A 14,578-nucleotide genomic window follows, 5' to 3' on the forward strand; every position below is an offset into this window, starting at 1 on the left:
CAAGGCGCGCGTCAAAGCAAACGCCAAAGCACACGCTGAAGCCCACGCCGAAGCAACCGAAACGGGATCGAATTGTGAGCAATCAAATCTCTCCACACATGGCCGGTCCGATCAAGACCGAAGAAGAGGACGTCGTCCTCGGGCAACTGGTGCAGGTGATCCTCGACGACATCTGGTGGCTGATCGCGATCGCCGCGGTGATCGTCGCGCTGGCCGCCGCGTACTGTTTTCTCGCCAAGCCGATCTATTCGGCCGACGCGCACGTGCGGGTCGAGCAGTCCGACAACACCTCGCAGGCGCTTACGCAAACGCAAACCGGTGCGGCCATCACCACCGGCTCGACTTCGCTGCCGACCGACGCTGAAATCGAAATCATCAAGAGCCGCGGCGTAGTCGGCCCAGTGGTCCAGCAACTGAAGCTGAACTTCAGTGTTGCGCCGAAGACGATTCCGCTGCTCGGCAGCATTGCCGCGCGCATGGCGACGCCGGGCCAGCCGGCCCGGCCGTGGCTGGGTCTGTCTTCATACGCCTGGGGCGGTGAAGACGCCGAGGTCGAATCGCTCGACGTGGTGCCTGCGCTAGAAGGCGCGAAGCTGACGATGAAGGTGTTCGACGACCAGCACTACGAACTCTACGCAGAGAACGGCTCACTACTGTTGCGTGGCCAGGTCGGTCAGCAGGAGCAGGGCGGCGGCGTGACGATCCTCGTCAGCAAGCTGGTGGCCCGCCCGGGTGAAGAGTTCACTGTGACGCGCTTTAACGACCTCGACGCGATCACCGCGTTCCAGTCGGCGATCACCGTGCAGGAGCAGGGCAAGCAAACCGGCGTGATCCAGATCTCGCTGGAAGACAAGAGTCCGGAACACGCCGCTCTCGTGGCCAATGCGCTCGCGCAGTCGTATGTGCGTCAGCACGTGTCGAACAAGCAGGTCGACGCAAGCAAGATGCTCGACTTCCTGAAGAGCGAAGAGCCGCGCCTGAAGGCCGATCTCGAGCGCGCCGAAGCCGCCTTGACCGCGTACCAGCGTCAGTCCGGCTCGATCAATGCGAGCGATGAAGCCAAGGTCTACCTCGAAGGCAGCGTGCAGTACGAGCAGCAGATCGCCGGGTTGCGTTTGCAAATGACACAACTGGCCGAGCGCTACGGCGACGACCATCCGATGCTCGTAGCCGCGCGCCAGCAGATGGCCGAACTGGAGGCGCAACGCGCCAAATACGCTGACCGCTTCCGCGATCTGCCGGCAACCGAAGTGAAGGCCGTGCAGCTGCAACGCGACGCGAAGGTGGCGGAAGACATCTATGTGCTGCTGCTCAACCGCGTGCAGGAGTTGTCGGTGCAGAAGGCTGGTACCGGCGGCAACGTGCATATCGTCGACCAGGCGATGCGCCCGGGCGCGCCGGTCAAGCCGAAGAAGGTACTGATCCTGTCGGCGGCGGTGATTCTGGGCCTGATCTGCGGCACCGGTTTCGTGTTTCTGCGTCGCAATATGTTCAAGGGGATCGACGACCCCGACCATATCGAGCGCGCGTTCCATCTGCCGGTGTACGGTCTCGTGCCCTTGAGTGCCGAGCAGGCCTTGCTCGAAAGCGGCTTCCAGCGCGGCGGCGAACGCCTGCGCTCGGTGCTGGCGAATGCGCGGCCGAAGGACGTCACGATCGAAAGCCTGCGCAGCCTGCGCACATCCATGCAATTCACGATGATGGACGCGAAGAACCGCATCGTTATGCTGACCGGTCCCATGGCCGGCGTCGGCAAGAGCTTCCTGACGGTCAATCTGGCGGTGCTGCTCGCGAACTCGGGCAAACGCGTGCTGATGATCGACGGCGATATGCGTCGCGGTGTGCTCGAACGTTATGTGGGCGGTGCGCAGGACAACGGTCTGTCGGAATTGCTGAGCGGGCAGATCTCGCTCGAAGAAGCGATCCGCAGCTCGAACGTCGAAGGCTTGAGCTTTATCTCGTGCGGCCGTCGTCCGCCGAATCCGTCGGAACTGCTGATGTCGCCGCGTCTTCCGCAATACCTGGACGGTCTCGCCAAGCGCTACGACGTGATCCTGATCGACACGCCGCCGGTGCTGGCCGTGACCGATGCGTCGATCATCGGCGCGTATGCCGGTTCGACCTTCTTCGTGATGCGCTCAGGCGTGCACAACGAAGGCGAGATCGCGGAGGCGTTGAAGCGTCTGCGGGCAGCCGGCGTGCACGTGCAGGGCGGCATCTTCAACGGTATGCCGGCGCGCTCGCGCGGCGGTTACGACCGCGGCTATGCGGCGGTTCAGGAATATTTGAGTACCTGAGTCCGAGCACCTGAGCCACCAGGCTGAGCCCATGGTTCTGATCCCAGCGCACACACGATAAAAGAAGGACATCACGATGAAAGTGACGGTACTGGTTCCGACTTACCGCCGCCCGGCCGACCTGGCGCGCTGCCTCGCGGCGCTGCAACGGCAGTCGCGCGCGCCGGACGAAGTGGTGGTGGTTGCGCGCGCCGACGACGAAGCAACCCACACCTGCCTGCGCGATCCCGCCGTGCCGGGCAGCTTGCCGCTGTCCGTCGCGCTGGTGGACGTGCCCGGCCAGGTCGCGGCCCTGAATCGCGGACTGGATGCGGCCAACGGCGACGTGATCGCAATTACCGACGACGACGCCGCGCCGCACGTCGACTGGGTCGAACGTATTGCTGCCGCGTTCGGAAGCGATGCGCGCCTCGGTGCGCTGGGCGGACGCGACTGGGTGCATGAAAAAGGCCGCGTGCTGGACGGAGAACGGCCGCTGGTCGGCAAGGTCACGGCGCACGGCAAGATCATCGGCAATCATCACCTGGGTGTGGGCGGCGCACGTGAAGTCGACATCCTCAAGGGCGCCAACATGAGCTACCGGCGCGACGCAGTGCGCGCGATCCGTTTCGACCAGCGCCTGCGCGGCGCGGGCGCCCAGGTCCACAACGACATGGCCTTCAGCCTCGCCGTGAAGAATGCCGGTTGGAAGCTGATGTATGACCCGCGCGTAGCCGTCGACCATTTCCCGGCCGAACGTTTCGACGACGACCGGCGCGATGCGCAAACCATGGCGGCGTTGCGCAATGCCGCCTTCAATTTCCATCTGATCCTGCGTGACCAGTTGCCGCCGCTGCGCCGCGAAACCGCGTGGTGGTGGTGGACGCTGGTCGGCACGCGGGTCTATCCGGGCCTCACGCACGCCGCGCTCGCGCTGGTTTCGAAACAGGCGGGCCTAAGGCTATCGCGCTGGCGCGCAGTGCGCACCGGCGCGCATGAGGCGCGCCGCGCGCTGTCGCGAACCGCGTGATTCCCACGTGACCCGGGGTGACTCCGGGTGACCCCGGGGTGACCCAATCGGTCCCGCACGTTCGTGCATCGGTACAGGCGCTTGCCCGCGCGTACCGATGCTCCTTTCCACCGGCAGAGCGGAGTGTCTGCATGAGTACGAAAATTCACGTTCATCTGTTTTACGGCGCCGACCCGCGCTTTTACCGACCTGGCGACAACATCGGCTGTCTGTACGGCTATCACCACGCGCAATCCGATGCGTTTGCGCTGACGTATTCGCAGGACGCTCGCGAGAGCAAGCCGGTGAAGCTCTTGCGCCGCGGACTGAAAGCGGCGCTCGGGTTCGATTTCATCCATACGTGGCGCAACCGCGCCGAGATGCTGCGCTCGGACGTGATCTGGACGCATACCGAGCAGGAATGGCTGTCCGCCGCATTGATGCTGCTGCTGAGCGGCCGCAAGGCCGGGGACGATGCCGGACCCTTGCTGCTCGCGCAAAGCGTGTGGCTGCTCGATAAATGGCCTTCCTATGGGATTCTGCGCAGCTGGCTGTATCGCAAGCTGATGACGCGCGCCGACCAGCTGACCACGCTCGCCAGCGAAAACGCCGAACTGTGCCAGCGCTACTTCGAGCGCGACGCGAAGCCGCTCTTCTACGGCCTCAACACGCAGGACTTTCCCGTAAAGGCGCCGACCGAATGGAAGCCGCACACGCCGATCCGCATCGCCGCGATCGGCAACGATCGCGACCGCGATTGGGAGACGCTCATCAAGGCCTTCGGCAACGATGCGCGCTACACGGTGAAGCTCGCGACACGCCGGCGGATTCCCGCCTCGCTGCGTGCGCCGAACGTCGAGATCGCGTTGTTCTCGGGCATCAAAAAGCAGCATGAACTCTACGACTGGGCCGACGTGATCGTGGTGCCGCTGCGTCCCAATTCGCACGCCTCGGGCATTACGGTGATGCTGGAAGCGGCCGCGGTCGGCAAGCCGATGGTGGTGACGAACGTTGGCGCGCTGCAGGATTATTTTCCGGCGAACGAGGCCGCTTATATCCCGCCGTTCGACCCGCAGGCGTTGCGCGAGGCGGTGGACCAGCTCGCCGCCTCTCCCACGGATGCATTGCGCCAGGCGCAGGCAGCAGCCGCTGGTTTGCTGTCGCGCGATCTGACCACGCAGAACTATGCGATGCAGCATGTGAGGGTCACGCAGGAGATGCTGCGGGCGCGTGCTGTGTCGCGCGGACGGGTCGCACAGGGTGCCGCCGACGCTGAGATTGCAGCGGCGCATGCTGCTGCGGGCGCTACCGGCACCGCAGGCCAGCCGGCTCCAGGCCAGCGGCACGCCCACCTGCCAGCGCAGGCACGCAGCCACGCACCGGCGCGAGCCCAGGCCGGCGCGCAAGGCCAACGCCCTGGCCCGCGCGAATCACGCGGAGGCCTCTAAACGATGTCGACGATCGCGCGAGGCGGCGACAACGCGGGGCGGCCTCTGTCCGGCGCTCGCAAGGAGTGGTTGCCGGAGGTTTTACTGTGGCTGATCACAGCGATGCTGATCATCGCGCATCAGGGCACGGTGCTCACGCTCGGATTCCCGGTGCTCGCGATCCTGACGGGCCTGTGGCTCTACTTCAAGAGCCCGGCGCGCTACATCGGTTTCATGTGGTGGCTGTGGTTCCTGAGCCCGGAAGTGCGGCGTCTCGCCGACTGGTCCAAAGGCTCGTTCACGCCGACCAGCCTGATCCAGGTCGCGCCGCTCGCGGTGACGATGATCAGTGCGTTTTCTCTACTGCGTTACTACAGGCTGCTTTCGCAGCGGCGCGGCCTGCCGGTGCTGCTGATTCTGATGGGGCTTGCCTACGCATTCATGATCGGTGTGATGTCGAGCGGGCCGCTCGCCGCGACCTATGACCTCGCGAACTGGCTCTATCCGATCCTGATCGGCTTTCACATCATGGCGCACACGCGTCAGTACCCGAAGTATCGCGACACCATCGTCAATACCTTCATATGGGGCATGCTGGTGATGGGCGGCTACGGCCTTGTCCAGTTCTTCATCATGCCGCCGTGGGACGCGTTGTGGATGCTCGGCTCGCAGATGAATTCGCAAGGCGACGCCGTGCCGATGGGCGTGCGCGTGTTCAGCACAATGAATTCCTCGGGACCGTTCGCGTTCGCGATGATGGGCGCGATGGTCTACGTGATGGCAGCGACGCACCGCGTGCGCTGGATCGCGGCGGCGCTGGGCTTCTTTTCTTTCGCGCTGAGCCTCGTGCGTTCGACGTGGGGCGGCTGGGTCATCGCGCTGTTGATCCAGCTCGTCAAGTCGAACAACAAGGTGCGGGTGCGGATTGTCGCGAGTGCGATTTTGCTGGCCGGCCTGTGCGTGCCGCTGCTCGCGGTCGGCCCGGTGGCCGAGCGGATGCAGGCGCGCCTGACCACTATCGTCAACCTCAACGACGACCAGAGCTACGCCGCGCGTAACGAGTTCTACGCGACCTTCGCGAAGACGGCATTTACCGACGTCTCCGGCGAAGGCATGGGCGCGACCGGCACCTCCACCAAGCTCTCGAACGACGGCGGCCAGCTCGGCCAGTACGGCAACTTCGACAGCGGCGTGATGAACATCCCGTTTGTGCTCGGCTGGCCTGGCACCTTGCTCTACATGTCCGGCATCGTCTGGCTGGTGGTGCGCGCGGTGCTCGCTTCGTTCAAGCTGCGTAACGACAAATTCGTTTCCGCCTGCCTGAGCCTCAGTCTCGCGACCTTCGCGATGCTGGTGTTTACCAATTCGCTGGTCGGCACCGGCGGCCTGCTGCTTTTCATGAGTGTTTTTTCGATCCTTTCCGCGGTGCATTACGAAAAGATGAACCGCAGACGCACGCTACTTCTCCACGGAGGCACTGATTGAGAGTCGCCATTGTCACGCACGTTGTGCGCCATAACGACGGCCAGGGGCGCGTCAACCACGAGATTGCGCGCGCCGCCCTCGATGAGAACATCGCGGTCACTCTGGTTGCCTCGCATGTCGCACCGGATTTGCTCGCGCATCCGAACGTCCGCTGGGTGCCGATGAAAATCGGCCGCTGCTGGCCCACCAATCTGCTGCGCCAGCAGGTGTTCGCGTTCAAGAGCGCAATGTGGCTGCGCGCGCATCGCCGCGAATACGACGTGCTGCACGTGAACGGTTTCATCACGTGGATGCCCGCCGACGTCAACACCTCGCACTTCGTGCATAGCGGCTGGTTCGGCAGCAAGTACTACCCGTTCGGGCTCACCAAGGGCGTGTGGTCCGCGTATCAGTCGGTCTATACGCGCTGCAACGCGTTGCTCGAACGCTGGGCTTACCGGCGCTCGAAAGTGATCACGGCGGTGTCGCAGAAGGTCGCCGATGAAATTCGCGCAATCGGGCTGACGCCTCATAACCGGGTCGACGTGATTTACAACGGCGTCGATACGCAAGGCTTCGCGGCTGCAACGGGCGACCGTGCGAAATTTGGCTTGCCTGCGGACGCATTCCTGCTGCTCTTCGTGGGCGACCTGCGCACGCCACGCAAAAACCTCGGCACGGTGCTGGCCGCGCTCAAGCATCTGCCCGAACACGTGCAGATCGCGGTGGCCGGTTTTCTGCCGGGCAGTCCGTATCCGGAAGAAGCGAAGGCGCTGGGCATCGCGCATCGCGTGCATTTTCTCGGTCTGGTGAAAGAAATGCCGGTGCTGATGCATTCGGTCGACGCGTTCGTGTTCCCGTCGCGCTATGAGGCGATGAGCCTGTCGCTGCTCGAAGCGATGGCCGCAGGCCTGCCGGTGGTCACGGCGCGCACGGCGGGCGGCGCGGAAATCATCACGCCGGAATGCGGCATCGTGCTCGACGATCCGGACGACCCCAAGGCATTGGCTGGCGCCGTCGCGCGTCTTGCTGACAACGACGACGCGCGCCGCGCGATGGGCGTCGCTGCCAACGAACTGGCGACCGGCTTCGGCTGGGCGCGGATGGCCGCGCAATACATCGCGCTGTACCGGCAATTGGCGGGGCAGCAGAAGGACCGCCGGCGCAGCGAAACGGAAGCCGCGGTGGTCGCCAAGACCGATGCGCTGTCGCTGAACACGCTGGCCGGGCAGAAGGGCGCGGAATGAATTTGCGTCCTGATACGGAGCGACAACGGGACAGGACCACGGGCCAAAGGGCAGACCAACAGCTGGACCCGTTGGCGACCCGGCTGCCCGGAACATCCAGCAATCCACCACAACTCTCAGAACGCACAGGGGCAACAATCATGACGACGAGCTCAATCAAATCGCTGCAGATCGGGATGCATTGGTTTCCCGAGCGCGCGGGCGGCCTCGACCGCATGTATTACTCGCTGGTCGGCGCGCTGCCAGGCGCGGGCGTCGCCGTGCGCGGCGTGGTGGCCGGCTCGCCCAAAGTCGCCGCGGACACCGGTGGCGCAATCAACGGTTTCGGCTCCGCCGCGCAATCGCTGCCGTTGCGGCTGATGGCGGCACGCCGCGCGCTGCGCCAGGAGATCAGCACCTCGCGTCCCGACGTGATTTCGTCGCACTTCGCGCTGTACACGTTTCCGGGTCTCGACGTGACACGCGGCATTCCGCAGGTCTCGCATTTTCAGGGACCGTGGGCCGATGAGAGTCACGTCGAAGGCGCCGATTCGTTCGGCCAGCGTGCCAAGCGCTATCTGGAGCAATCGGTGTATGCGCGCTCGTCGCGGCTGATTGTGTTGTCGGAGGCATTCGGCAAGATTCTGACTTCGCGCTATCGCATCTCACCGGACCGTGTCCGCGTGGTGCCGGGGTGTGTGGATGTCGAGCAGTTCAATCTGCCGATCACACCGGCCGAGGCGCGCCTGAAGCTGCAATTGCCGCAAGACCGGCCAATCGTGCTGGCCGTGCGGCGTCTGGTGCGCCGCATGGGCCTCGAAGATCTGATCGATGCGGTGAAGCTGCTCAAGCGCACAGAACCCGATGTGCTGCTGCTGATCGCGGGCAAGGGGCGGCTCGAAGGCGAGTTACAGGCGCGTATCACCGAGGCGGGTCTTGATGACAATGTGAAGCTGCTGGGCTTCGTGCCCGATCAGCATCTGGCGGCGTTGTACCGTGCGGCGAATATTAGCGTGGTGCCGACGGTGGCGCTCGAAGGCTTCGGGCTGATTACCGTTGAGTCGCTGGCTTCGGGCACGCCCGTGCTGGTGACGCCGGTGGGCGGCTTGCCGGAAGCGGTGGCGGGTTTGTCGCCGAATCTGGTGTTGCCTGAGACGGGTGCGAAGGCGATTGCGGAGGGCCTGGCAGGCGCGTTGAACGGCTCACTGAAGTTGCCGGATGCTGATGCTTGCCGTCGCTATGCGCGTGAGAACTTCGATAACGCGGTGATCGCGAAGCGTGTGGCGTCGGTGTATAGCGAGGCGATTGCGGCGGGTGGGGTGCATTGAATTAAGGCGATCAGGCAGCGATCCTGCCTGTCGTTTTCCAGCTAAACGGCAGGCAGGACTCGCTGGTTTTGTCGTAAACCAGCTAAGGAAGGGCAAATTTGTCGTTTAAGCGCTTAGCGGCCGCGAATCAGCATCGGCCCGGCGCCGGGGCGGCCGCTCGTGCGGCCGCGCGTCACTCCACCGAATCAGAACGTCTCGTGATGCTCGTTCCGCCCAAGGTCCGCATGAACCATCATGTGGCACAGCTGTTCGAGCGTCGTTTCCGGCTTCCAGCCGAGCTTCTCGTGCGCCTTGTCCGCGCAACCGATCAGCAGGTCCACTTCCGCCGGGCGATAGAACTTCGGGTTCACGCGCACCAGCGTCTTGCCGGTGGCGACGTCGATGCCGGTCTCGCGTTCTTCCTTGCCCGACCATTCGATCTGATAGCCCGCGGCGGCGAACGCCATGCGCACGAAGTCGCGGACCGTCTCGGTGCGGCCGGTGGCGAGCACGAAGGTGTCGGGTTCGTCGGCTTGCAGCATGCGCCACATGCCTTCCACGTATTCGAGCGCGAAGCCCCAGTCGCGCTTGGCGCTCAGGTTGCCGAGTTCCAGCACGTCCTGTTTGCCGAGCTTGATCTTGGCGACGGTGTCCGTGATTTTACGGGTCACGAATTCGCGGCCACGCAGCGGCGATTCGTGGTTGAACAGAATGCCGCTGCTGGCGAACAGGTTGTACGACTCGCGATAGTTGATCGTCGACCAGTGCGCGAATAGCTTGGCGACGCCGTACGGGCTGCGCGGATAGAAGGGCGTGTCCTCGCGTTGCGGCACTGCCTGCACGAGGCCGAACATTTCCGAGGTCGACGCCTGGTAATAACGGGTCTTCGGATTAAGAATGCGGATGCCTTCGAGCAGATTCAGCGCGCCGATGCCGGTCACTTCAGCGGTCGTTACCGGCTGGTCGAACGAGACGCCCACGAAACTCTGCGCGGCGAGGTTGTACAGCTCGTCGGCCTGCGCGCCTTCGAGCAGGCGCAGCGTCGAGCCGAGGTCGGTCAGATCGTGTTCGACCAGACGCAGATTCGGATGATCGAGCACGCCGAGCTCACGAATGCGCCAGAAGTTGACCGAACTCGTGCGCCGGTAGGTGCCGGTCACGTGGTAGCCCTTGTCGAGCAGCAGTTTGGTCAGATAGGCGCCGTCCTGTCCGGATACGCCGGTGATGATCGCTTTGCGTGGTTGGCTCATAGCTTGCCTTCGATATGGGTAAAAGAAAAAGAGAAGTGCACTTGAAAAAGGAGCGTCAAAGCGTGCCGTCAAGCAGTCGCCGCACCAGCGGATCGACGACCTGAAAATCCTGTTCAGCCTTGAGCCGGTACAAGCCCGGCTTCGGATGCGCGCCGTCGGACATCAGCGTCTTCCAGTCCGGCAGATTGCTGACGTACGCGAACTGATCGACGAGCGGCACCTGCTGTTCGGCGGCCACGCGGCGCGTCATTGCGACCATCGCGGCGAGCCGCGCGTTGAGGCGGTTGTCGGGCATCGGGTTCGAGGTCTGCAGAACCGGTTCTTTGCCGAGCGCGCGGGCGGTTTTCACGAGCGTTGTTTCGGCCGCGTAAAACTGCTCGGGCGTCTGGTTTTGCATCACTTCGTTGATGCCGTAGTTGATCAACACGATCTGCGCGGACGAAGCGGCAAGCCGTTCCTGCCACGGCAGCCCCGCAGTCGGGGCGGCACGGCGGTTGCCGGTGCCGTCGCGCAACTGGGTGGCCATCGTGCCGCCCACGCCGTAGTTCGTAACGTGTACCCGTTGGCCATGCCTGGCCTGCAATTCGTCCTGCAGATATGACACGGCGTTTTGCGCCTGGGGACCGCAGTGGCCGTCGCTGCATGTAATGCCGAGCGTGGTCGAATCGCCGTACGCGTCCACCAGCACCTGCGTTGCTGGACTGCCGGCATAGGCATCCAGTGCCAGCGAAACCAGCACCGACGCAGCGGCCGACACGCTCGCGGCGAGCCACGCGCGGCGCCTCATGCGCGGCTTTGCGGCGCTTGCGACGCGCCCCCTGAAACGCTGCCGGCCGGCGCGTGGGTTGTGCCTGCCGAGCCGTGGATCAAACGTTTTTCGAACGCGAACCACGTGATGCTGGCGTAGGCGAGGGTGATCGCGAGCGCGAGCGCCGCGGTCAAAAAACGGTTCAGATGCAGCGGCCACAGCGTGTACAGCACGCTCAGGTGGATCAGATAAATCGTGTAGCTGATGGTGCCGATATAGACCAGCACGGGGTTGCACAGCAGCCGCTTGACGATGCCCTTGCTTTGCAGGGCGATGACCACGACGGAAGTGCATAGCACCAACGAAACGCTGTAGAGCCCGGCGTTCGACAGCGGCGTATTCGCCGCGCGGAATCGCGGGTAGTGCAGATGCAGCCACGCAAGCACGGCCAGCGCGGCAAAAAAGCCGAGCACGGCGAGGCCCTTGAACGGCTCGAGTGCATTGCGATCGCGCCGTACGGCGACCGCGAGCAGCGCACCGGCTGCCAGCAGATCCATGCGGAACGGCGTCAGGTAATAGATCGGCCAGAACGAATCGAACCAGGGCGTGGCGAGCGCGCGCAGCACCGGCACCAGAACGATCAATGCGGCCGCCACGTAGCCGAGCACGCGCTCGGGCAACAGCAGAATCACGAACGGCCAGAAAATATAGAACTGCTCTTCGACCGCTAGCGACCACAGCACATTCAGGCTGTCGTGGCCGCTCTGATTAAGCGCGTCGCCGATATTGGTCGCGAAGAACGCGTACCACTGCCAGTGCTGTGCCCAGCCGAAGCCGAACAGAATCGACGACACCACCATCAGCAGCAGATAAGGCGGCAGGATGCGCCGCGCCCGGCGCGCATAGAAGTAGCCGAAATACGACTGCTGACGCGCCTTGCGTTCGAGCAGGATGCCGGTAATCAGAAATCCGCTCAAAACAAAAAACAGATCGACGCCCATCCACAGCGGTGCTTTCAGCGCGTGCTGGGCGAATACGGCGAGCACGGCGATGGCGCGCAAACCGTCGAGCTGCACGATGCGGCGTGAGTGAGAAGGCGCTAAGGGCAGTGCGCTAGCAGTCATGAACCGTCCATGGTGTGAAGCGGATGAGCCGGGCGAAGGATTGCACGGGTGTCCTGAAGAACACAGGCGCGCTAGCTTCGCATCGCAACGGAAGTGCAATCGATTCTAGGCAAAAGAAATTGATGAAAAAACGGGAATGAAATGGATAAATGAATCAGATTGCAACAGGGTGTTTCGTTACCCATTCGAAATAGATTTTTATGCTTGTGTCCTGAAATTGTCGTAATGCGTAAGAAGTGCGGCCGGCCTCGGCGGTGTCGGTAAAGATGGGCGCATGGGCGCTGCTGGATGCAGGCTTCTGCCATTACTTTAATTTAATCGATTTTTAAATCATTTTCTTTCACGACGCTTAAAAGCGCTGAATATTTTTGAATTATTTTCGATTTTCGTCGCAGCGTTTTTTCCGCGTAATGTGAGCCGTGGAGATTGGGCGGCCAAGGGTTGGCTTTTGCACCCGTGCGGGCTAGTTGCCCGATCGCGGCATGGCCCTGATTGGAGGAATTACTTTGGTCCGTTTCACGTTCAAAACCTGGATTGCTGTACTCGCCTGTGCAGCCGGAATGACGGCGGCATCGGTTAGCTTCACGGCATCCGCGGAAACCGTGTTGAACGCGAAAAATTCCTGGATTGGCAACACCTTTGGTTTCGGCGACGGCACGTGGACGCAGATCAACATCACGGCGATTGCAGTCGCGCCCGACGGCAAGGTCTACACGAACGCGCCGTGGGACGAAAGCGGCGCCGAAGCGAGCGTCTACCAGAACGGCAAGATGCTCGGCTTCGCGGGCGGTACGCACGGTTGGGGCAACGGCGGCGGCAGCGCGATCGCGGTGAATCGCAAGTACGCCTTCGTGGCGATCGCGGTCGGCAACGAAAAGGGACGTCTGGTCGAGCAGGGTGTGTGGCCGGAGAAGGGCAAGCAATGGTTCGGCATTTCGCGTCGGCAGATCGCCGATCCGCAGCGTGCCGCGCCGTTCCAGCCGGCCGCGAACAACGCTGACCCGCATGTGCAACTGGCAGCCGGCTTTTTGATGATGAACGAAGTGCCGACCGGCACGAGTGCCGAAATCGGCGGTTTGGCGGCGAACGACACCACGCTTTGCGCGGCGAACACCGCGCGCGATCGCATCGAAGTGTATGACGCGGAATCGATGCAGCAGAAAACCACGTGGACCGTGCACGAACCGGGCCGCATTGCGCTTGCCCCGGACGGCACGCTCTGGGTGTTGAGCGGCACGCGCAACGATAAGACGCCGCACGTGGAGCACTACACCGCTGCGGGCAAGCGCATCGACGAAACGTTCACGTTGCCCGTCGATACGGTTGCGGTCGATATCGCTATCGATGCACAAGGCCGCGTGCTGATCGCCGACAACGGCCCGCGTCAGCAAGTGCTGTTCTTCAGCAAGAGCAATGGCCATTACACGGAATCGGGCTCGCTCGGCGAACGCGGCGGGATTTTCAGCGGCGTCCCCGGCAAGCCGGGACCGCAGCGCTTCAACGGTTTGACCGGTGTGGGCGTGGATGCACGCGGCAACGTCTATGTGTCGACCAACGGCATCGGTCCGCGTTACGACCCGATCGGCGCGGGCCTCGGCGCCACGCTCGAAAGCTATGCGCCGGACGGCAAACAGAACTGGCAGGTGCAAGGCTTGTTGTTTGTCGACGGTGCATGGATCGATCCGTCACGTCCGGATAGCGTCTATACCGGCAACAAGCGCTTCGAACTCGATCTGTCGAAGCCAGCGGGTCAGGACTGGAAATACGCGGGCTTTCTGTCGAACCGTTTCAAGTATCCCGACGACCCTGTCTTTCACACCGATCAATATCCGGGCTTGCCGATCGCTCGCAAGCTCAAGGGCCATACGTTCCTGTACCTGACCGACATGTACGCGGACCACCTGAAGATCTATCGCTTCGACCCGCAGCACGACGGCGAAGTGGCGATTCCTTCGGGCTTCATCGCCGGGCGTGAACGCGCTGTCGCCAAGGTGCCAAATGCGCCACCAGGCGGCGACTGGATCTGGCGCGATGTGAACGGCGACGGCAAGTTCAATACGGACGAATTCACGCTCAACACGAGCGGCACGAAGCTCGCGGGCGGCTGGGGCTGGTGGGTCGATAGCGCCGGCGACATCTGGCGCACCCGCGATAACAAGGGCATTTACCGTTTCCGTTTCGGCGGACTCGATGCGAAGGGCAATCCCATCTACTCGTATTCGAACCTGACGCAGTACCCGGTGCCGCAGCCGTTCACCGAACTGCATCGCGCGATCTACGACCCCGACACCGACACGATGTATGTGACCGGCTATACGCCCGATACGCCGGCCGATCGCGGCTTCTGGAAAGAAGTGGGCCGCGTGCTGGTGCGCTACGACAAATGGTCGAGCGGCAATCCGGTGCAGCGCTATGCGATCACGCTGCCGTGGACCACGCAGACCAAACCCATCGCCACGATTATCGGCCTCACGGTCGAAGGGCAATACATCTTCGGCGTCGAGCCGGTCGGTGCGGTGCACGTGTGGGACAAGGACAGCGGTCGCGAGGTCGGGGTGATCCGCCCAGGCCCGGAGGTGGGCCGCGCGTCGGGCTGGGTCGACGTGCCCAACGGCATCAGCGCCGCGAAGCGCAGCAATGGTGAGTACCTCGTGTTCGTCGAAGAAGACGCACGCGGGAAAGTGATGATGTATCGCTGGAAGCCTTGATGACGTGCGCGTCGTGAAGGTTCCTTCGCAATACCAGGC

General features: G+C 63.2%; 10 protein-coding genes. 7 read left to right on the forward strand and 3 right to left on the reverse strand.

Annotated features, from left to right (window positions below; translation table 11 throughout):
* Nucleotides 1-98: 98 nt before the first annotated feature.
* From HHL24_RS19445 to HHL24_RS19470, 6 genes are all read left to right on the forward strand, one after another.
* Complete coding sequence (locus HHL24_RS19445) at nucleotides 99-2,297, forward strand: polysaccharide biosynthesis tyrosine autokinase (protein WP_169487141.1); 2,199 nt, start codon at nucleotides 99-101, stop codon at nucleotides 2,295-2,297.
* A 76-nt stretch (nucleotides 2,298-2,373) separates the two neighbouring features.
* Entirely contained in the window at nucleotides 2,374-3,306 is a 933-nt protein-coding gene (locus HHL24_RS19450; RefSeq protein WP_169487052.1) for a glycosyltransferase family 2 protein, read from the forward strand.
* A gap of 131 nt (nucleotides 3,307-3,437) precedes the next feature.
* The gene (locus tag HHL24_RS19455; RefSeq protein ID WP_230417514.1) at nucleotides 3,438-4,733 is read left to right on the forward strand and encodes a glycosyltransferase; all 1,296 of its coding nucleotides are present in this window, start codon (nucleotides 3,438-3,440) and stop codon (nucleotides 4,731-4,733) included.
* A gap of 3 nt (nucleotides 4,734-4,736) precedes the next feature.
* Nucleotides 4,737-6,197 carry a glucose-6-phosphate isomerase gene (locus tag HHL24_RS19460; RefSeq protein ID WP_169487053.1) on the forward strand — a complete coding sequence of 487 codons (1,461 nt, stop codon included), beginning with the start codon at nucleotides 4,737-4,739 and terminating at the stop codon, nucleotides 6,195-6,197.
* Complete coding sequence (locus tag HHL24_RS19465; RefSeq protein ID WP_206002938.1) at nucleotides 6,194-7,423, forward strand: glycosyltransferase family 4 protein; 1,230 nt, start codon at nucleotides 6,194-6,196, stop codon at nucleotides 7,421-7,423. The genes HHL24_RS19460 and HHL24_RS19465 overlap by 4 nt, the downstream gene beginning before the upstream one ends.
* Nucleotides 7,424-7,563: 140 nt before the next feature.
* Nucleotides 7,564-8,730 carry a glycosyltransferase family 4 protein gene (locus tag HHL24_RS19470; protein ID WP_169487054.1) on the forward strand — a complete coding sequence of 389 codons (1,167 nt, stop codon included), beginning with the start codon at nucleotides 7,564-7,566 and terminating at the stop codon, nucleotides 8,728-8,730.
* Nucleotides 8,731-8,915: 185 nt separating this feature from the next.
* Here the strand turns inward: HHL24_RS19470 and gmd are convergent, their stop codons facing one another.
* The 3 genes from gmd to HHL24_RS19485 are packed head-to-tail and all read right to left on the reverse strand — an operon-like array spanning nucleotide 8,916 to nucleotide 11,831.
* Complete coding sequence (gene gmd / locus HHL24_RS19475) at nucleotides 8,916-9,959, reverse strand: GDP-mannose 4,6-dehydratase (protein ID WP_093633741.1); 1,044 nt, start codon at nucleotides 9,957-9,959, stop codon at nucleotides 8,916-8,918.
* 55 nt (nucleotides 9,960-10,014) lie between these two features.
* Complete coding sequence (locus HHL24_RS19480; RefSeq protein WP_169487055.1) at nucleotides 10,015-10,746, reverse strand: SGNH/GDSL hydrolase family protein; 732 nt, start codon at nucleotides 10,744-10,746, stop codon at nucleotides 10,015-10,017.
* A complete protein-coding gene (locus HHL24_RS19485) occupies nucleotides 10,743-11,831 on the reverse strand; it encodes an acyltransferase family protein (protein ID WP_169487056.1) in 1,089 nt (362 codons plus the stop codon). Before HHL24_RS19485 ends, HHL24_RS19480 begins: the two co-directional genes overlap by 4 nt.
* 506 nt (nucleotides 11,832-12,337) lie before the next feature.
* Here HHL24_RS19485 and HHL24_RS19490 point away from each other — a divergent pair.
* Nucleotides 12,338-14,539: an NHL repeat-containing protein gene (locus tag HHL24_RS19490; protein ID WP_169487057.1), complete on the forward strand. Its 2,202-nt coding sequence runs from the start codon at nucleotides 12,338-12,340 to the stop codon at nucleotides 14,537-14,539.
* Nucleotides 14,540-14,578 lie beyond the last annotated feature (39 nt).

This window comes from Paraburkholderia polaris (assembly GCF_012927345.1).
GTDB classification, from domain to species: Bacteria; Pseudomonadota; Gammaproteobacteria; order Burkholderiales; family Burkholderiaceae; genus Paraburkholderia; species Paraburkholderia polaris.